Annotated in this window: 17 protein-coding genes and 1 pseudogene; 10 read left to right on the forward strand and 8 right to left on the reverse strand. The window is 74.1% G+C overall.

Annotated features, from left to right (window positions below; translation table 11 throughout):
- Nucleotides 1-80: 80 nt before the first annotated feature.
- Complete coding sequence (locus DWV08_RS12820; RefSeq protein WP_115414156.1) at nt 81-1,133, reverse strand: hypothetical protein; 1,053 nt, start codon at nt 1,131-1,133, stop codon at nt 81-83.
- 81 nt (nt 1,134-1,214) lie between these two features.
- Here DWV08_RS12820 and DWV08_RS12825 point away from each other — a divergent pair, with 81 nt between their 5' ends.
- Together DWV08_RS12825 and DWV08_RS12830 are read left to right on the forward strand one after the other, a co-directional pair.
- Nucleotides 1,215-1,616 (forward strand): ArsR/SmtB family transcription factor, encoded by a 402-nt coding sequence (locus DWV08_RS12825; RefSeq protein ID WP_115414157.1) that lies wholly within the window; start codon nt 1,215-1,217, stop codon nt 1,614-1,616.
- A 32-nt stretch (nt 1,617-1,648) separates the two neighbouring features.
- Nucleotides 1,649-2,131: an SRPBCC family protein gene (locus tag DWV08_RS12830; RefSeq protein WP_115414158.1), complete on the forward strand. Its 483-nt coding sequence runs from the start codon at nt 1,649-1,651 to the stop codon at nt 2,129-2,131.
- Between the two features lie 25 nt (nt 2,132-2,156).
- Here the strand turns inward: DWV08_RS12830 and DWV08_RS16815 are convergent, their stop codons facing one another.
- Nucleotides 2,157-2,306, reverse strand: a complete 150-nt coding sequence (locus DWV08_RS16815) for a hypothetical protein (protein ID WP_162801573.1) — start codon at nt 2,304-2,306, stop codon at nt 2,157-2,159.
- 81 nt (nt 2,307-2,387) lie between these two features.
- Nucleotides 2,388-2,903, reverse strand: a complete 516-nt coding sequence (locus DWV08_RS12835; protein ID WP_115414159.1) for a MarR family winged helix-turn-helix transcriptional regulator — start codon at nt 2,901-2,903, stop codon at nt 2,388-2,390.
- A gap of 126 nt (nt 2,904-3,029) precedes the next feature.
- On the opposite strand from DWV08_RS12835, the gene DWV08_RS12840 reads away from it, so the two are divergent.
- Nucleotides 3,030-3,995, forward strand: a complete 966-nt coding sequence (locus DWV08_RS12840; protein ID WP_115414160.1) for an aldo/keto reductase — start codon at nt 3,030-3,032, stop codon at nt 3,993-3,995.
- 96 nt (nt 3,996-4,091) lie between these two features.
- Here DWV08_RS12840 and DWV08_RS12845 read toward each other — a convergent pair whose 3' ends face one another.
- Complete coding sequence (locus tag DWV08_RS12845) at nt 4,092-4,670, reverse strand: NADPH-dependent F420 reductase (RefSeq protein WP_115414161.1); 579 nt, start codon at nt 4,668-4,670, stop codon at nt 4,092-4,094.
- Nucleotides 4,671-4,890: 220 nt separating this feature from the next.
- Between DWV08_RS12845 and DWV08_RS12850 the strand changes: the two genes are divergently transcribed.
- Nucleotides 4,891-5,676, forward strand: a complete 786-nt coding sequence (locus tag DWV08_RS12850; RefSeq protein WP_115414162.1) for a GNAT family N-acetyltransferase — start codon at nt 4,891-4,893, stop codon at nt 5,674-5,676.
- A 25-nt stretch (nt 5,677-5,701) separates the two neighbouring features.
- Here the strand turns inward: DWV08_RS12850 and DWV08_RS12855 are convergent, their stop codons facing one another.
- On the reverse strand, nt 5,702-6,082 hold the full coding sequence (locus DWV08_RS12855; RefSeq protein ID WP_162801574.1) for a hypothetical protein: 381 nt from the start codon (nt 6,080-6,082) through the stop codon (nt 5,702-5,704).
- 169 nt (nt 6,083-6,251) lie between these two features.
- On the opposite strand from DWV08_RS12855, the gene DWV08_RS12860 reads away from it, so the two are divergent.
- The 6 genes and pseudogenes from DWV08_RS12860 to DWV08_RS12885 all read left to right on the forward strand — a co-directional run bounded on the left by DWV08_RS12860 (nt 6,252) and on the right by DWV08_RS12885 (nt 10,054).
- Nucleotides 6,252-7,367, forward strand: a complete 1,116-nt coding sequence (locus tag DWV08_RS12860) for a PLP-dependent cysteine synthase family protein (RefSeq protein WP_115414164.1) — start codon at nt 6,252-6,254, stop codon at nt 7,365-7,367.
- Nucleotides 7,368-7,520: 153 nt separating this feature from the next.
- On the forward strand, nt 7,521-7,913 hold the full coding sequence (locus DWV08_RS12865; RefSeq protein ID WP_115414165.1) for an SIP domain-containing protein: 393 nt from the start codon (nt 7,521-7,523) through the stop codon (nt 7,911-7,913).
- 24 nt (nt 7,914-7,937) lie between these two features.
- Nucleotides 7,938-8,183: pseudogene (locus DWV08_RS12870) on the forward strand (antibiotic biosynthesis monooxygenase family protein); the annotation flags it as partial.
- Nucleotides 8,184-8,287: 104 nt separating this feature from the next.
- Complete coding sequence (locus DWV08_RS12875; protein WP_115414166.1) at nt 8,288-9,037, forward strand: CDP-alcohol phosphatidyltransferase family protein; 750 nt, start codon at nt 8,288-8,290, stop codon at nt 9,035-9,037.
- 68 nt (nt 9,038-9,105) lie between these two features.
- Entirely contained in the window at nt 9,106-9,450 is a 345-nt protein-coding gene (locus DWV08_RS12880; RefSeq protein ID WP_115414167.1) for a hypothetical protein, read from the forward strand.
- A gap of 136 nt (nt 9,451-9,586) precedes the next feature.
- Nucleotides 9,587-10,054: an SRPBCC family protein gene (locus DWV08_RS12885; protein ID WP_115414168.1), complete on the forward strand. Its 468-nt coding sequence runs from the start codon at nt 9,587-9,589 to the stop codon at nt 10,052-10,054.
- A gap of 58 nt (nt 10,055-10,112) precedes the next feature.
- Here the strand turns inward: DWV08_RS12885 and DWV08_RS12890 are convergent, their stop codons facing one another.
- The 3 genes from DWV08_RS12890 to DWV08_RS12900 all read right to left on the reverse strand — a co-directional run bounded on the left by DWV08_RS12890 (nt 10,113) and on the right by DWV08_RS12900 (nt 17,344).
- Entirely contained in the window at nt 10,113-11,474 is a 1,362-nt protein-coding gene (locus tag DWV08_RS12890) for an acyl-CoA dehydrogenase family protein (RefSeq protein WP_115414169.1), read from the reverse strand.
- Entirely contained in the window at nt 11,474-12,691 is a 1,218-nt protein-coding gene (locus tag DWV08_RS12895; RefSeq protein ID WP_115414170.1) for an acetyl-CoA C-acetyltransferase, read from the reverse strand. The genes DWV08_RS12890 and DWV08_RS12895 overlap by 1 nt, the downstream gene beginning before the upstream one ends.
- A gap of 192 nt (nt 12,692-12,883) precedes the next feature.
- The gene (locus tag DWV08_RS12900; protein ID WP_277601766.1) at nt 12,884-17,344 is read right to left on the reverse strand and encodes a lamin tail domain-containing protein; all 4,461 of its coding nucleotides are present in this window, start codon (nt 17,342-17,344) and stop codon (nt 12,884-12,886) included.
- Between the last annotated feature and the right edge of the window lie 41 nt (nt 17,345-17,385).

Genomic DNA, 17,385 nt, shown 5'->3' on the forward strand with positions numbered 1-17,385 from the left:
TAGATCATGCCTCAGATCCGGGCCGGGTGTCCACCGCGGCCGCGCCGCCCTCGCCCGGCCCGCCGACCGGTCACGGCCGGTCAGCGGGGAGCGACGTACAGCACCTCGCCGGCATAGGTCTCCACGCCCAGCAGGAGAGTCCCCGCCTCCGCCTCCGGGACCAGGAAGGCGCTGCGGAAGCGCGCGGTCTCGCCGTCCGCGAGCGGGCTCACGGTCGCCATCGGGTCGGGCACGAGCCCCTCGGCGACGTCCGGGAAGTAGGTCAGGTGCGACTCCGCGGAGAGCCACAGCTCCTCCGCGGGGGCCAGCCGCCCGGGCCCCTCGTAGCGCACCTCGTAGGTGACCAGCACCAGCTCGTAGCCGTCCTGGACCACGTCCTCGCCCGCGGCGGCGGGGAGGGTGGCCTCCGGGTCCACCTCCAGCGCGCGCACGCCTAGCGTGCCGCCGGTCCACACCTCCCAGTTCAGGGTGTGCTCCTGGACGGAGGCGGGGCGGTCGTAGCCGCCGATGCCGTCCTCCACCACGCGGCCGGTGGAGTCGGTGACCGTGCCGGGCTCCTGCCCGGGCGTGGCCGTGGGCGAGGGGACGGCCGGGGAGCGCCCGCCCGAGGTGGTGGGGGCGGCGCTGGGTGCGGCGACGGGCGCGTCGGGATCGCCCGCGGCGGCCCAGCGGACGGCGCCCGCGATCAGGGCCACGCAGGCCACCAGGGCGACCGCCTGCACGGCGACGATCGCGACGATCGCCCACGGCGTGAGCGTGCCGCGCCGTCGCGCCCGCGCTTCGCGACCCGCAGGGGCGTCGACGACGGGGTCGTAGGTGAAGGTGGGGGCGCCGAAGGGGCCGACGCCGGGCTCCCGCGGGGGCGTGAACCCCAACGACCGGGCCAGGGACTCCGCGCCGGCGTCGTCGGCGGAGACGGTTCCGGGTGCGGCGGCGGGGTCGGGAGCGGGGTCGGCGGGCGCCCGCTCGTCGGCGGCGGGGCGCGGCGCGGTGTCGGGGCGCGGCGGGGCGGCGGGGTGGCCGACGGGACCGCCCTCGCGGCGGTGATCGGGCAACGGGGAGGGCTCCGGTGCGGCCGACGGGAGGTGGTCCTCCCAGTCGTAGCCCTCGGGAGCGTCCCGTCCCTGCGTCATGCCTCGAGCATACGGCCACCGCGGGGAACCGCCCCGCCCGCACCCCTTGCACACACAACCACTCGGTTGTAGGTTTGCGGCATGCAGAGGATCGACGAGGACCGGGCCGACGCCTGGTTCCAGGCGCTCTCGGACCGCACCCGGCGGGACATCCTGCGCCGGGTGCTGGTCGAGGAGCAGTCGGTCTCGTCCCTGGCCCGGAACTACTCGATGAGCCTCACGGCCGTGCAGAAGCACGTCGCGGTGCTCGAGCGCTCCGGGCTGCTCACCCGGCGTCGGCGCGGCAGGGAGACCCTCGCCCGCGGCGCCGCCGGCACCCTCCGCACCGCCTCGGAGCTGCTCACCGCGATGGAGCGCGGTCGCCGCGAGCACATCGCCCGCATCGACGAGCTGCTCGAGGCCGAGCACGACGCCGCGCCGGAGACCCCGCGCGGCACCGAGCCCGAGGCAGAGCGCGGCACCGGCCCGCTCCCCTCCCCCTGACCGTCGCACCGCACCGCACCGAAGGAGCCACCATGCCCGTCACCGACATCAGCCACGACCTGGACAGCCTCACCCTCACGATCACCGCCCGCTTCGCCGCCCCGGTGGAGCGGATCTGGCAGATCTACGCCGATCCGCGCCAGCTGGAGAGGGTGTGGGGGCCGAAGGAGTACCCGGCCACCGTGGTGGACCACAGCCTCACCCCGGGCGGCCTGGTCACCTACTACATGACCGGCCCGGAGGGCGATCGCCACCACGGCTACTGGAAGGTGCTCGCGGTGGACGAGCCGCACTCGTTCACCTACGAGGACGGCTTCGCCCACGAGGACTTCACCCCGAACACGGACCTGCCGATCTCCACCTGCGTGGCCACCCTCACCGCGGACGGCGACGGCACGCTCGCCCGGTACGTGACCACCTACGCGGACCGCGAGGGCCTGCAGACGGTGCTCGAGATGGGCGTCGAGGAGGGCACCCGCTCCGCCATGAGCCAGATCGACGAGCTCATCGCCTGAGCGCTCCTCCCGGCCCGGCCGCGCGTCAGCCGAGCCAGCCGGTGACCACCACGTACGCACCGATCGACAGCGCCGCGACCACGCCGAGCAGCACGAGCGCGACCGCCGTGGGCGAGGGCCTGCGGGGTCCGCGGGGCGCGGGGGTCTGCGGGGGCTGGTCCTGGGATCTCGGCACCGGGCCGTGCTCCTTCCGGGGCGTCGGGGCCCGTCCTGTGCCGGGGCGCCCGACGGCGCGCCCGGGGCGGGCACGCCCACGCTAGCCGACGCCGCCGGGCCCTGCCTCCGGCCCCGCGCCGCCCGCGCGGCCGCGCAGGGGATCCACGAAGGTCGCGACCACGGAGGCGGCGTCCCCGAGCGCGCGGAGCTGCGCAGGCTCGAGGGCGTCGACCACAAGGCGTCGCACCGCCCGGACGTGCCCGGGCGCGGCGCGCTGCACCGTCTCCCAGCCCGCCTCCGTGAGCCGGCCGAGCGTGAACCGCCCGTCGGCCGGATCCGGCAGCCGCTCCACCCATCCGGAGCCCTCCAGCCGGGCGATCACCCGGGAGAGGTGGGAGAGCGTCATGTTCGCGGAGCGGGCGAGGTCGCTCAGCCGCACCGCACGGCCCGGCGCCTCGGAGATCTGCGAGAGCGCGCTGTACTCGGCGAGGCTCAGCCCGGCCTCCGCACGCAGCTGGGCATCCAGGCGCGCCGGCAGCCAGGTCATCACGGCCCACAGCGCCCGCCAGGCGCGCTCCTCCTCCGCGGTGAGCCAGGGCGTCGGCGTCGTCGTCATCTCGCCAGCGTAGCGATCACTTGACACGGAAACCACGCCTCCCTAGCGTCGACGATGACTTTCCGCGGAAACCCGCGCCGTCCCGGCGCCGTCGGCCCGCCCACCGCACTCACCACGAGGAGCACGATGACCACCTCCACCACCGCCCCGCGCACCCGACTCCCCCGCACCGACCTCGAGATCCTCCCGCTGAACCTGGGCGGGAACACCTTCGGGTGGACCTCCGACCGCGAGACCTCCTTCGCGGTGCTCGACGCGTTCCTCGCCGCCGGCGGCACCTTCATCGACACCGCCGACGTCTACGCCGCCTGGGCCGAGGGCAGCGAGGGCGGCGACTCGGAGACGGTGCTGGGCGAGTGGCTCACGGCCCGCGGGAACCGGGACCACGTGGTGCTGGCCACGAAGGTGGGCGCGAAGCCCTCGCACCAGGGCCTGGCCGCCGACACCGTCGACGCCGCGCTCGACGAGTCCCTGGCGCGCCTGCGCACCGACCACGTGGACCTGTACTACTTCCACTACGACGACGAGGACGTCGCGATCGCCGAGCAGGTGCGGATCGCGGACGGCCTGGTGCGCTCCGGGCGCGTGCGCCACATCGGGCTGTCGAACTACTCGGTGGAGCGGATGCGGGAGTGGTTCGAGGTCGCCACCCGCGAGGGCCTCACCGTGCCGGTGGCGATCCAGCCGCACTACAACCTGCTGGCCCGGGCCGGGTTCGAGCAGGGGTACGCGGCGATCGCGCGCGAGTACGAGGTCGCCGTGCTGCCCTACTTCGCCCTGGCCTCCGGGCTGCTGACGGGCAAGTACCGCACCGCGGCGGACCTCGAGGGCCGGGCCCGCAAGGGCATGGTGCAGGACCTCCTCACCGAGGACGCGCTGACCGTCATCGACGCGCTGGTCGAGATCGCGGACAGCCGCGGCACGGCGCCGGCGACGATCGCGCTCGCCTGGCTGCTGGCGAAGGGCGTGACCGCGCCGATCGCCTCGGCCAGCACGCCGGAGCAGTTGCCCGCCCTGCTGGAGGCCACCGCCCTCGAGCTGACGGCCGACGAGGCCGCCGCGCTGGACCGCGCCTCCGCCCCCTTCGCCTGATCCGTCACCGCGCGCACCGGGGCCCGGCATCCGCGTGACGGATGCCGGGCCCCGGTCTCTGCTGTGCGCCGCGGACGGCGCGGGAGGACGGTGCGGTCAGCGCACCAGGCCGAAGCCGCCGGTCCAGGCGACCTTCTCGCCGACGGCGAGGGTGAGCTGCAGGAAGCCGATGGCCTCGAGCTCACGGGCGCGGGAGAGCGCGCCGGCGTCGACGCCTTGCAGGCCGCCCTTGACGACGAGGTCGACGAGGGCGCTCTTGGCGGCGTCGTCGTCACCGGCCACCAGCACGGTGGTGGTGAGCTCGCCGACGGTGCCGGAGGCCAGGGTGGCGGCGAAGGTGGTGTTGAACGCCTTGAGCACGGAGGAGTTCGGCAGCGCCTTCTGGATCTCGGCGGCGGCCGAGGAGGCGGCGGGGACGACCAGCTCGTCGAAGGTCTCGAAGTTCAGCGGGTTGGTGATGTCCACGACGGTCTTGCCGGCGAGCTGCTCGCCGCGGGTGGAGATGATCTCCGCGACGGCCGGGTAGGGCACCGCGAGGACGACGATCTCGCCCTCGATCGGGGCGGAGGCGATCTCGCCGTGGGAGACGTAGGAGACGTTCGCGCCCGCGGTGGCGAACACGCCGCCGATGCTGTTGGCCATGGCGCCGGTTCCGATGATGGTCACTGCAGTCATGAGATGCCCTTCCCTGGAGGACCCTGGCACCGTCGGTGCCGACGGGGTCCGCGGATGGTCGATGAGACCATCATGGGCCCTTTTAGTTGAGATTTCAAGCATTACGGGGGAGAGGTGTCACGCATCACCTCGGTGCGATGAACTGCCCCGTGCGCCGCACGACCTGCAGGAGTAGCGTGTCGGCGCTCGCCGTCGGCCGCTCTTCGACCCCAGGATCCGCATGCCCCTCTCCGACCCGCCCCGCGCCACGCCCTCCGACCCCTCCCCCGACGGGACCGCCCCCGCGGCCGCCCCTCCCGGGCAGCAGGTGCCCGGGCCGCACGGTCCTGCGGGGCACGTGCTGGACGCTCCCGCCTGGTCCGCCCTGAGCGGCGCCCACCGGCACCTGGCCATCGGCAACGAGCTGGTGCTGCGCTACCCGGAGGACGTCTCCCCCTTCGTGGGCGTGCGCGACTGGGACCACCCCGAGGTGTGGGAGGCGCTGATGGACGTGTTCGGGCACGACGCGACGGTCTCCGTCTCCCACGCGGAGCCGGAGCTGCCGGCGGGGTGGCGCACCGAGTTCTCGCTCCCGGGCGTGCAGCTGGTGCAGACCGACGCCCTCGCACCGCGCCCCGACGAGGAGGCCGTGGAGCTCGGCGCGGCGAACAGCGCCGAGATGCAGGCGCTCGTGGCCCGCACCAAGCCGGGCCCCTTCCTCCCCCGCACCCATGAGATGGGCCGCTACGTGGGCATCCGGCGGGACGGCGCGCTGATCGCGATGGCCGGAGAGCGCCTGCACCCGGACGGCTGGACGGAGATCAGCGCGGTCGCGGTGGACGAGGCGCACCGCCGCCAGGGCCTCGCCTCGCGGCTGGTGCTGGACGTCGCCTTCCACATCCAGCAGCGGGGCGACCGGGCGCTGCTGCACGCCGCCGCGGCGAACACCAGCGCGATCGCGGGCTACGAAAAGCTCGGCTTCGCGCTGCGGCGCCGGCTCACCTTCGGGGCCGTGCGCACTCCCTGACGGGGCGCGACGGGGCGCGACCGGCTCAGAGCCCCAGCGCCTCGGGGGTGCAGGTCTCCGCATCCACCAGCGCACCGCGCAGCGCGAGCCGTCCCTGCGCGTCGAGCACCAGCTCGGCGCCGTGCGCATCCTGGCTGCGCACGCTGTACAGGGCCCCGGAACGCTCCGGGGCGCCGAGGTCCCCGAAGCCGTGCTCGGCGAGCACGGGGTCCAGCCTCTCGGCGAGCGCGTCCCAGCCCTCGCCCCCGGAGACGCCCTCGAGCGCCTGATCCGCGTTCCACACCCCCGGGGAGTAGCGGCACGCGCCGTCCTCCTCCTGCACGGTCCGCTGGTTCTCCTGCAGGGCCCACTCCGGCCCGGCGAGCTCGGCGAGCACGACCTCGGCCGCCGCGTCGTAGTGGGGCACGGCGCTCTCGGCGGGCAGCGGCTCCGCACTCCCGCCGCACCCCGCGAACAGCAGCAGACCTGCTCCCAGCGCGACGCCCCGCGCCGTGCGTGCCGGTCGATGGTGCTCGTCATGCTCTCCGCTCCCCCGTCGGCGCGCCGACCCGCCGCCCACCGGCTACGGTCGGACCATGATGCACAGTGCGACCTGGCCCGAGCCCCTGGCAGACGTGGACCGCAGCGACGACGCGTTGCGCGCGTGGGTCGCCGAGCGGATCCACCGGCTGGACGCCGACGACCGCCGCAGCGCCGACACCCATCTGGTGCGCCTGGACCTGCCCGAGAGCTGGGACATCCAGCTGTACCTCAAGGACGAGTCCACCCATGCCTCCGGCAGCCTGAAACATCGCCTGGCCCGCTCGCTGTTCCTGTTCGCGCTGGTGAACGGGCAGCTGGGCCCCGGGATGCCGGTGATCGAGGCGTCCTCGGGCTCCACGGCGGTGAGCGAGGCGCACGTGGCGCGGATGCTGGACATCCCCTTCGTGGCCGTGATCCCGCGCGGCACCAGCGCCCGCAAGATCGCGCTGATCGAGGCCGCCGGCGGGCACTGCCACGTGGTGGACGGTGCGGCGAGCATGAGCCGGGAGGCGCAGCGCCTGGCCGACGAGCGCGGCGGGCTGTTCCTGGACCAGTTCACCCACGCCGAGCGGGCCACGGACTGGCGGGGCAACAACTCGATCGCCGTCAGCGCACTGTCCCAGCTGGAGCTGGAGCCCCATCCGGTGCCGCGCTGGATCGTGGTGGGCGCGGGGACCGGCGGGACCAGCGCCACCTTCGGGCGCCTGCTGCGCTACCGCCGCCTGTCCACGGCGCTGTGCGTCGCGGATGTGGAGAACTCCGCCTTCTTCGCCGGCTGGGTGGACGGCGACCCGGGCGTCACCACCGCCCACGGCTCCCGCATCGAGGGCATCGGCCGCCCGCAGGTGGAGCCGAGCTTCGTGCCGGGCGTGGTGGACCGGATGATCTCCGTGCCGGATGCGGCCTCGGTGGCCGGCGCCCGCTACCTCTCCGACCGGCTGGGGCGCCGCGTGGGCGCCTCCACCGGCACGAACCTGGTCGCCGCCGCCCAGCTGATCACCCGGATGCGGGAGCGCGGCGAGACCGGCTCGGTGCTCACCCTGCTGTGCGATCCCGGGGACCGCTACACCGACACCTACTTCGACGACGCCTGGGTCGCCGCCCAGGGCTGGGACCTCGCGCCCTGGCGGGAGGCGCTGGAGAGGATGCTGCCGCTGGGGCGGCGCTGAGCGGCGGGTGCCGTCCGGGCGCGGGCCGCAGCCACCCCGGAACCATCGGGCAGCACCCCGATCCACCACTTAGGCAAGCCTTGCCTAATCCGCACGGGGCGTCCTAGTGTGGCCGTCCGGCATCCCGCCGGCCGTCCACCACCGAGGAGCACCGTGCCACCGATCACCCCGCGTCACCTCCTGATCGGCGATGAGCAGGATCTCCCGCTGCTGCACGCGCTGCTGCGCACCCTCCCGGCGGACACCGAGGGCGAGCTCGTCCTCGAGCTGCCGGACGAGCGCCGCCCCCTGCTCCCCACCCCACCGGGAGTGACCACGCGCCACCTCGTGCTCGGGCGCGGGCGTCGGCGCGGCGATCGGGCGTGCGCGGCGCTCGAGGCCTGGGTCGAGGAGTGGCTGCTGGACGATCACCTCTCGGCCGAGGCGCATGCCGTCTTCGTCGGCCTTCCCCACAACCCGAAGGTCGCCGTGCTCTGCGAGCGCCTCGCGGCCCAGCACCCGACGCTGCACATGCACCGCCCCGGCCGCACCCACTCGGTGCGCTGAGCGCGCTGCAGCGCCCGGCGCCCCGGACAGGAGGCCGAGCTCGAGACGCGCTTCGCGGCGCGGAAGCACTCCGTCGACGGGGCACCGGGTTTCGAGGGATTCGACCTGCTGCGCCCGGTGGCGGGCGAGGATCGTTGCTTCGTCCTCACCCGCTGGGCGGACGAGGAGAGCTTCCGGGCCTGGGTGGATCAGCGGGAGGCCCGGGACCCGTCCACCACGGTCTCCCGCGCCGAGGGCATGCTCGAGTTCGAGGTCGTCCCTCTCGACTGATCTGCGGTCGCCCCGCCCGAGGGCATCTCTCGCCGCGCCGACGGGCGGTGCTCGGCGCATCGGCCCGAGCGCACCGTGGGGGACGCCCCGCTAGGCTCACCGTCATGGCCGCGACATCGCCCGTCCCGGCCCCGCCCGGGCGGCTGCGCCGGGTGGGGACCGTCCTCGCACTGCTCGCGGGCGCGCAGCTGCTCGCCGGTGCGCTCGTGGTGCTGCTCGCCGCGCCCGCCTCGGCCCTCCTCGGCATCGGGGCTCTTCTCGCGTCGCTCGCGCCCTGGGTGGTGGCCGCCGCGACGCTGGGTGCGCGCAGGCCGGGGCCGGTCACCGCCGCCGACGGCCTGACCCTGCTGCGGCATCTCGGCACGGCGGCGATCGCCGCGTCGGCGGTGCTGACCCTCGGCGGGGAGCTCTCCGCCCGCTCCTGGCCCCTCGCCCTGCTGTGCGGTGCGGCCCTCGCCTCCGACGCCGTCGACGGGCCCGTCGCCCGACGCACGGGCACCGCCGGACCCGTCGGCGCCCGGATCGACATGGAGGCCGACGCCGCCCTGGTGCTGGTGCTGTCCGTGCTCGCGGCGACCGTGGTGGCGCCGTGGGCGCTGGCGATCGGGCTGATGCGCTACGTATACGTGGGGGCGTCCTTCCTCCGGCCGGCCCTGCGCCGGCCGCTCGCGTTCAGCCAGTTCCGGAGGCTGGTGGGCGGGTTCCAGGGGGTGGCGCTGCTGAGCGCGCTGCTCCCCGTGGTCCCCGCGTCGGCGGCGGCCGCGGTGGTCGCCACGGCCCTCGTCCTGCTCGTGATCTCCTTCGGGCGGGACGTACTCGGTCAGGAACGCGCGCAGCGGGCCGGAGTAGTCTGAAGATCGCGGCGGAGCCACCTGCCGCGGGCCCGGCGCCGCCCCTGCGGCGCCATGACGGGAGACCTCGCATGACGCTGAAGAACCCTCCGGCCGGCTACCCCGTGATGAGCGGGATCATCCTCACGACCCTGATCACCGCGATCGTCCACCTCTCCTTCGGCATCCCCCTGTTCGTTCTCAACGGCGTGGGATACCTGGGCCTGCTGGTGCTGCTGTACGCGCCGCTGGCAACGCTGGAGCGGTTCCGGCCCGTGGTCCGCTACGTCCTGATCGGGTACACGGTCCTCACGATCGTCCTGTACTTCGTCATGGCTCCGCTGATGGCCGTGGGCCTGCTGACGAAGGCGGTCGAGGCGGTGCTCGTGGCCCTGCTGGTCGTCGAAGCGAGTCAAGCACGCCGCACGACCCCTTGAACACGACTAACCACCGGGCGCGGTCCCCACGGTCCGGCGCCGCAGTGGACGGCGCGCAGGATTCGGGCGGATCGCCGGCTCCGCCGAGTGCCGCGCAGTCCACCCGCCCCCGCGCCCCCGCCGTATGCTTCCGCGCATGAGCACCCAGGAGATGCGCCTGACCCAGCACGTCGACGCCCCGATCGAGACCGTCTGGGCCGTCCTCACCGACATCGAGCACGCCACGGAGACCCTCTCGGGGATCATCGAGGTGGAGCCTCTCACCCCCGGTCCCTACTCCGTGGGCTTCCGGTGGCGCGAGGCCCGGAAGATGTTCGGCATGACCGCGAGCGAGGAGATGGAGGTGACGGAGCTCGAGGCCCCGCACCGCACCGAGGTCACGGCCGTGCAGGGCGATGTCACCTACCGCACCGTGTTCACCCTCGCCGCGAAGCCGACCGGCGGCACCGAGCTGGTGATGCTGTTCGGCGCCTCCCAGCCGCCGCAGCGCGGCCTGAAGAAGCTGCTGGGCGCGGCGACCAGCCGCCTGGGCGCCTCCGCGACCCGGCGCATGATGGAGCAGGACCTCCAGGACATCGCCGCCGCGGCGGCGGCCCGCGCCTGAGCCGGCGGGCTGCCGACGGGCAGGGCCGGGTGAGCCGCTGACCCGTCGGCCACCGGCCTCACGCGAACGCGCTCACCCCCGTGATCGCGCGGCCCACGATCAGCGACTGCATGGTGTCGGTGCCCTCGTAGGTGTGCAGCGCCTCGAGGTCGCTGCGGTGGCGCACCACCCGGTTCTCCAGCAGGATCCCGGAGCCGCCCAGCAGGTCACGAGCGTTCGAGGCGATCTCGCGGGCGGCGCGGGTGTTGTGCACCTTGGCGAGCGAGGCCTGCTCCGGCCGGATCGTTCCGGCCGCCTCCAGCTCGGCGAGACGCACGCAGTGCAGCTGCATCGAGGTGAGGGTCTGCAGCATGTCCGCCAGGCGCACCTGCACGTGCTGGGCCTTCGCCAGCGGCCGCCCGAACTGGATGCGCGTGGTGGCGTGCTCGAGCGCCGCCTCGTAGCAGGCGGTCGCATGCCCGAGCGCGCCCCAGGCCACGCCGGCGCGAGTCGCGAACAGCACGCGCGAGGTGTCCTTGAAGGAGCGGGCGCCGGGCAGGCGCGCCTCGCCCGGGATCCGCACGTCGGTCAGGGTGATGTGGGCCTGGTGGATGGCGCGCAGCGCCACCTTGCCGCGGATCACCTCGGCCTCGTAGCCGGGCAGGGACTGGTCCACGAGGAAGCCGCTCACCTGGCCGTGCAGCTGCTCGTCGGAGGGGTCGTCGACCCGCGCCCACACCACCGAGAGGTGGCAGCCCGCACCGTTGCCGATCCAGCGCTTCTCGCCGGTGAGCACCCAGTCCTCGCCGTCGCGGCGGGCCACGGTCTCCAGCGAGACGGAGTCGGAGCCGTGATCCGGCTCGGTGAGGGCGAAGGCGGCGTGCTCGGTGCCGCGGGCGAGGGAGTCGCCCCAGCGCTCCTTCTGCGCCTCCGAGCCCAGCAGCATGATCGAGCGCAGCGCGAGCCCGCCCTGCACGCCCACCATGGTGCCCACGGAGCCGTCGATGCGGGAGAGCTCCATGTTCACCAGGCCGGTGGCGAGCGGGGAGAGGGTGCGGTGGCCGGGCACGTCGAGGCCGTCGGTGAGCAGGTCCAGCTCGCCGAGGCGGGCGATGAGGTGGGTCGGGTACTCGCCGCGGTCCCACCAGTCGTTGATCTGCGGGAGCACCTCGGCGGCCAGGGAGCGGGCGTCCGCCCACGCGGCGAGGTCCTCCCCCGCGACGTCCTGGAACACGGCGTAGTGGTCCGCGGCGGCGGGCAGCAGGGCGGCGGGCGTGGCGGCGCTCGCCTCCGGGGCGGTCACGACGGCGCGCTCGGTGACCACGCTCTCGCGGCGGTCCTCGAGCGGCGCGTCGAGGGTGCCGCCGAGCGGGACCTGCGCGCCGGCCGGGGCGGCGGGCTCCCAGGGGCTGGGCTGGGCGGTGGTGTCGGTGCCGGTCATCAGTGCATCCTCTCGATGATCAGGGCCATGCCCTGGCCGCCGCCCACGCACAGGGTCGCCAGGCCGTAGCGGCCCTCGCGCTCCTGCAGGCCGTGCAGCAGGGTGGTGGTCATGCGGGCGCCGGTGGAGCCCCAGGGGTGGCCGAGGGCGATGGCCCCGCCGTGCACGTTGAGCTTCTCGTGGTCGATGCCCAGATCCTCCGCGGCGGGCAGCACCTGGGCGGCGAAGGCCTCGTTGAACTCGACCAGGTCGATGTCCTCCATGGTGAGGCCGGCGAGCGCGAGCGCCTTCCGGGTCGCCTCCACCGGGCCCAGGCCCATGATCTCGGGGCTGAGGCCGGAGACGCCGGTGGCGACCACGCGGGCCAGCGGCGTGATGCCCAGCTCCTGCGCATAGCCCGCCTCCATCACCACCAGTGCGGCGGCGCCGTCGTTCAGGGGGCAGCAATTGCCGGCGGTGACGGTGCCGTCGGGGCGGAACACCGGGTCGAGAGCGCTGACGGCCTCGAGGGTCACGCCTGCGCGCGGGGAGTCGTCGGCGTCCACCACGGTGCCGTCCGGCAGGGTCACCGGGGTGATGTCGCGGGCGAAGAAGCCGGAGGCGATCGCGGCCTCGGCCCGGTTCTGGGAGCGCACGCCGTACTCGTCCTGCGCGGCGCGGGTGACGCCGCGCAGCTCGGCGACGTTCTCGGCCGTCTGGCCCATCGCGACGTAGGCGTCGGGCAGCTCGCCGTCTTCACGGGGATCGTGCCAGGGGGCGGGGATCTCTCGGGTGGCGCGCTTCTCGGTGCGCTCCCAGGCCTCGCGGAACAGCGGGTCGCGGGCGTCCTCGTCCATGAGCCTGCCGCTGCTGGAGGAGATCGACTCGACGCCCGCGGAGATCACGGCGCGGGCCTCGCCGGAGGCGATCGCGTGGAAGGCGGAGCGGGTGGTCTCGATCGAGGAGGCGCAGAAGCGGGTCACGGTGGCGCCGGGCACGGTGTCCAGGCCCAGGCGCACCGCGACGGTGCGGGCGAGGTTCCCGCCCTGCTGCCCCTCGGGGATCGCGCATCCCAGCTGCAGGTCGTCGATCGCGGTGGGGTCCAGCTGCGGGACGTCGTCCAGCGCGGCGCGGATCATCTGGCCCACCAGGTCGTCCGGGCGGACGTCCTTCAGCGACCCCTTGCGGGCGCGGCCGATCGGTGAGCGGTGGGCGGCGACGATGACGGCCTCTGGCACGGGGTTCTCCTTCGACGGCGGTGTCTGCGGGCGGGTGAGCGGCCGGCCCGGCGCGCGGGCGGCGCGGGGACGCCCGCGCGCCGGGGCCGACGGGACGCGCCCGTCGGCCCCGGCGCGCTCACACGTTAGTGATACTACGGGTTGCAGGTACCGCGTGGGAAGTCGAGGAGGTGCCGTGCAGGGCGGGACCGGTCAGTCAGCCGTGCGGCCCCGTCCGCCGGAGGCCCCGGCGTGCTCGGGCCTGCCTGCGCCGTCGGGCCTGCCCGCATGGTCGGGCTTCCCGGCGCCGTCGGGCTTCCCGGCGTGGTCCGGCTTCCCGGCGCCGTCGGGCTTCCCGGCGCCGCCCGCGCACTCCGGGCCGCCGCCGGTGAGCGTCAGCTCCCGCACCTCGGTGCGGGCCGCCCCGCCGTGCTCGTCGGTGACCAGCGCGTACCAGGAGTGCGTGCCGGCCCCGAGATGGGAGACGTCCGCGGTGACGGTGGTCCCCGGCTGTGCGTCCTCGACCAGCGCGAGCTCCTCCTCGCCGAGCACGTCGGCAGTGAACTCGTGCGTGGTCAGCTCCTTCTCGTGCACGGTGATGCCCAGCTGCTCGTAGGAGACGGTGAAGTCCTGATCCTCGGGCGTGAGGGTCGCATCATCGCTCGAGTACTGCTCCAGCGAGGGCGAGTAGGTGCGCACCAGCATCTGCTCCCCCTCGTTGTCGAAGTGGAGCAGGCGCAGGAAGCCCTGCCCGCCCTCCGGCAGCCCCTGGTAGTCGAACAGCATCTGGGTCACGTCCCTGTCCGGGGTGCCGTCGCCGTCGTCGTCGAAGGAGTCCACCCGCGTGTGGGCGTCGTGGTAGTGGCCGCTCATCACCATCGACACGTTCGGGTTGGTGGCCACCACCTCGTCCTGGATCCGCTGCGGCACCGGGCCCAGCCCGCCGGTGGTGAGCATGTACTCGTGCAGGTTCAGGATCGCGGTGCGCTCCGGGTACTGCGCGAGGACCTCGTTCATCCAGTCGATCTCCTCGTCGCCGGGGCCCCAGCCCTGGGAGACCACCAGGAAGTCGATGCCGCCGGCGGTGAACAGCGTGTAGCTGCCGCGGTTGTCCTCGTAGAACCCGCCGTACCAGGGCTGATCCTCGTAGCGGTGCTGGCCGAAGTGCTCGCGGTACTGGGAGTAGTCGTTCGCCATGCTGCCCACGTCATGGTTCCCGGCGAGCACGTTGTAGGGCAGGCCGGCCTCGTCCAGCATCGCGTAGGCGGGATCGGCGTTCGCCCACTGCGAGGGCTGGTCGTAGTCGTCCACGATGTCGCCGGTGTGGAAGAGGTACTGGAGGTTCAGCTCCTCCCGCTGGTCCAGCAGGAACTCGTGGATGTTCAGCTGGTGGTCGTAGAACTCCTCGTTGTAGTACTGGGTGTCCGACTCCCAGGCCAGGGTGACGTCATAGGCGGAGCGGTCAGTCGCCTCCGGGTGGTGGGGCTCCACCTCGGAGTCGCGGGCGGAGAGGTCCTCCCCGGCCCAGCCCACGGAGTGCTGCACCACGGCGCGCACCTGCCCGTCGCTCGCGTGTCCGGCCGCGGGCACCACCTCGTCGAACGCCACCGCACCGTCCTCGCCGGCGAAGGCGTGGGCCACCTCCACCAGCTCGCCGGTGGCGGCCTCCTCCACCAGCAGGCGCACACGGGCGTTCGGATCGGCGGCACCCTCCCAGGCCAGGCGCACCTCGGTGCCCTCGGCCGCGCCGTCGGGCACGTCGACGGCGAACTCGTGGAACGGCAGCGCGTCCTCGGAGCCGGTGCTGCCACCGGCGGCGAGCGGCTCGCCGCGGCGCTCGGTCGCGTCGGCGTCCCGTACCTCGCCCGCCGTCGCGTGCACGGTGCCCTCGCCCAGGGAGGCGCTGCTGCCGGCCCGGAAGGACACGTCCAGCAGGTCCCCGGTGGGATCATCCACGTCCACGGCGAGGCTCTGGTCCCGGCACACGGGGGCGGTGGCGCCGTCGGCCGTCGCCGCGGCGGCCGAGGGGTTCTCCTCGGGGGTCTCGAAGGAGAAGGTCTCGCTGCGCTCGTTGCCCAGCACGTCGGTCGCGACCACCTCGAGCACGTGCTCGCCCGGCGCGAGGCTCAGCGAGGAGACGTCCCGCGGGAGCTCCACCTCCTCGCCGTCCAGAGTGGCGCGCACCGCGTCCACGCCGCTGCCGGCGTCCTCGACGGAGGCGTCCAGGGTGAACTCGCCCTGGTAGGTGGCGCCGTCGTCCAGCTCGCTGGTGATCACCGGCGCGGTGTTGTCCACGAGCACCGTGCGCTCCACGCTGTGCCCGGCGCCGTCGACGCTTGCCAGCACGTGCTCGCCGTCGGCCACCGCGGTGGTGTCCCAGGAGACGGCGAGGGCGGTGAAGGCGTCCTCGGGGAGCGCGAACTCGGCGTCGAGCAGATCGTGCTTCCCGGCCGAGTCGCCCATCGCGAGGATCTCCGCGGGGTCCTCGTGACCGGCGGGCCGCAGGGTGCGGCCGTCCGGCAGCACCAGGCGCAGGTTGCGGATCGAGAAGTCGTCGTTGTTCTCGTCCTCGTCGATCCCGGGGTAGGCCTTGGTGCCCGCGGCGACGGTGACCACCAGCGGAGCGTCCTGCGAGACGTGCTGGAGCGGCACCTCGGCGTCCACGGTGACCCAGTCCGCGTAGAAGCCCTCGTCGAAGATCTCGATCACCTCGTCGCCCACCAGGATCCCGTTGCGGAAGTAGACGTCGGTCTGGCTGGCCTCCATCGCGAACACGGGGGCGGATTCCAGCGCGGGCACGGCGTCGGTGCGCTCCTCCCCGTCGATGCTCAGCACGGCCGAGGGCGGATGCTGGTCCCCGGCGATGGAGACGGCGGTGGTGCCCGCGACGTAGGCGCCGTCGGCCAGGTTCATCCGCAGCGGGGACTGGTCCACGCCGGCCAGCGGCACTCGGGTGGTCTCGGTGCGGGTCTCGTGCGTGCCGTCGGAGGCGACCAGGTAGTACTCGAACCAGCGCTTGCCGGTGAGGTCCGCGGCCGGGATCGCGTGGTCGAAGCGGTCGCCCTCGGTGCGGGGCAGGGTGTGGGCGACGAAGTCCTCGTCGGCGCTGGAGCGCAGGTGGAGGGTGACGGTGCGGGCCTGCACGTCATCGGTGACCTCGTGGCTGATCACGGCGTCGCCGGCCGGGTCGAGCTCGTCGGCGGTGAGGTCGGTGACCTGCGGCTGCTGCGCGTCGGCTGGGAGGGCCACCAGCTGCGCGGGGACCTGGGAGGGTTCCACGGCACCCGGCGTGGCGGGGGCGGTGCCGGTGAGGGTGCCGCGGGAGAAGTCGGAGCTCTCCCCCTCGGTGCTGCCCCCGGTGCGGTACTGGATGCCCTGGTCCGGAGCGGTGTCGTCCACCCCGGAGACGTTGTAGAACACGCGGTGCACGCTGTCGCCGGTGCGGGTGGTGAGCTCGAGGCCGCGGCCGCTGCCGTTGGCCATGCCGGCCACGAACGTCTCCACCACGGTGAGCGAGGCGGGGTCCACGCCGAAGTTCTCCGCGAAGTCCGCGACGGCGAGGTCGTCGTTCGCGCCGTTCTTCACCCAGATCACCACGGTGCCGCCGGGCTCGATCACGGCGTCGTCCGGGACCAGCGGCCAGTCCGCCGCGTTGGTGATGGTCTCGCCGTCGCTGGTGTACAGGTAGCGCAGGGCGTAGTCCGCGAGGGAGACGGGCCTGTCGGTGGTGTTGTACAGCTCGATGAACTCGAACCCGTCGGCGCCGCCGACGTTGCTGGTGTCCGGGGTGACCTCGGTGATCTGGAGGTGGCCCACCAGCGCCTCCGCCGGCGGGGCGGGCGGCGGGTCCGCGGGCTCCTCCGGCTGCTCGGGCTCCTCCGGCTCCGCCGGGGTGAGCTGGACGGGGTCGACCACGCCCGGGGTCGCGGCGGCGGGGCCGGCGAGCAGGGCGGCGGAGAGCTGGTCCGCGCTCGCGGGGAGCTGGAAGTGCGCGCTCTGCCCGGCGGCGACCGCGCCGGAGGGGTAGAAGCTGCGGGAGACCTCCCCGCCGGCGGCGTCCAGCACGCGCACGCCCCGGTTGCCGCCGTTGGCCATGCCGGGCTGACCGGTGGCCCGCACCACCGCGGCGCTCTCACCCGCGCCCCAGTGCGCCAGGAAGTCCTCGACGGAGTAGGCGAAGGAATCGATGCTGCTGGTCTGGTAGCTGAGCCACACCACGAGCGAGGCGCCGGGGGCGAGCTCGGTGGGCTCCTCGAGGGTGACCGGCACGTCCCCGGAGGTGTCCGCGGAGTCGTCGTAGATGTAGGAGACGCGGTGGCCCTCGGTGCCGCCCACCACCACGGGCGCCTCGGAGGTGTTCGTGACCTCGAAGAACTCGAACTCGTCGTGGCCCACGGTGTCCGGTGCGATCTCGGTGACTAGCAGCGGTGTCGCGGCGGCGACCTCCGGGGCGGCCGGCACCGGCGCGGCGGGCACCGCGTCGGCGGGCAGGGGGGCGGCGTGCGCCGCGGGGGCGCCGAGCCCGGCGAGCACCTCACCGCCCTGCACGGGCAGCATCACGGGCGCGAGGGCGAAGGCCGCGCCGGCGAGGGCGGCGACGGCGGCACGGCCGGTGCGCGTAGATCCTGGGCAGACGGGCAGGGCGCGGGGGCGCACGGGGACGGCAGCAGGCATGGGGAGGTCCGATCCGGGGAGGAGGCGGGGGCGGAGGACCA

It is taken from the genome of Brachybacterium saurashtrense, assembly GCF_003355475.1.
Taxonomy (GTDB): Bacteria; Actinomycetota; Actinomycetes; order Actinomycetales; family Dermabacteraceae; genus Brachybacterium; species Brachybacterium saurashtrense.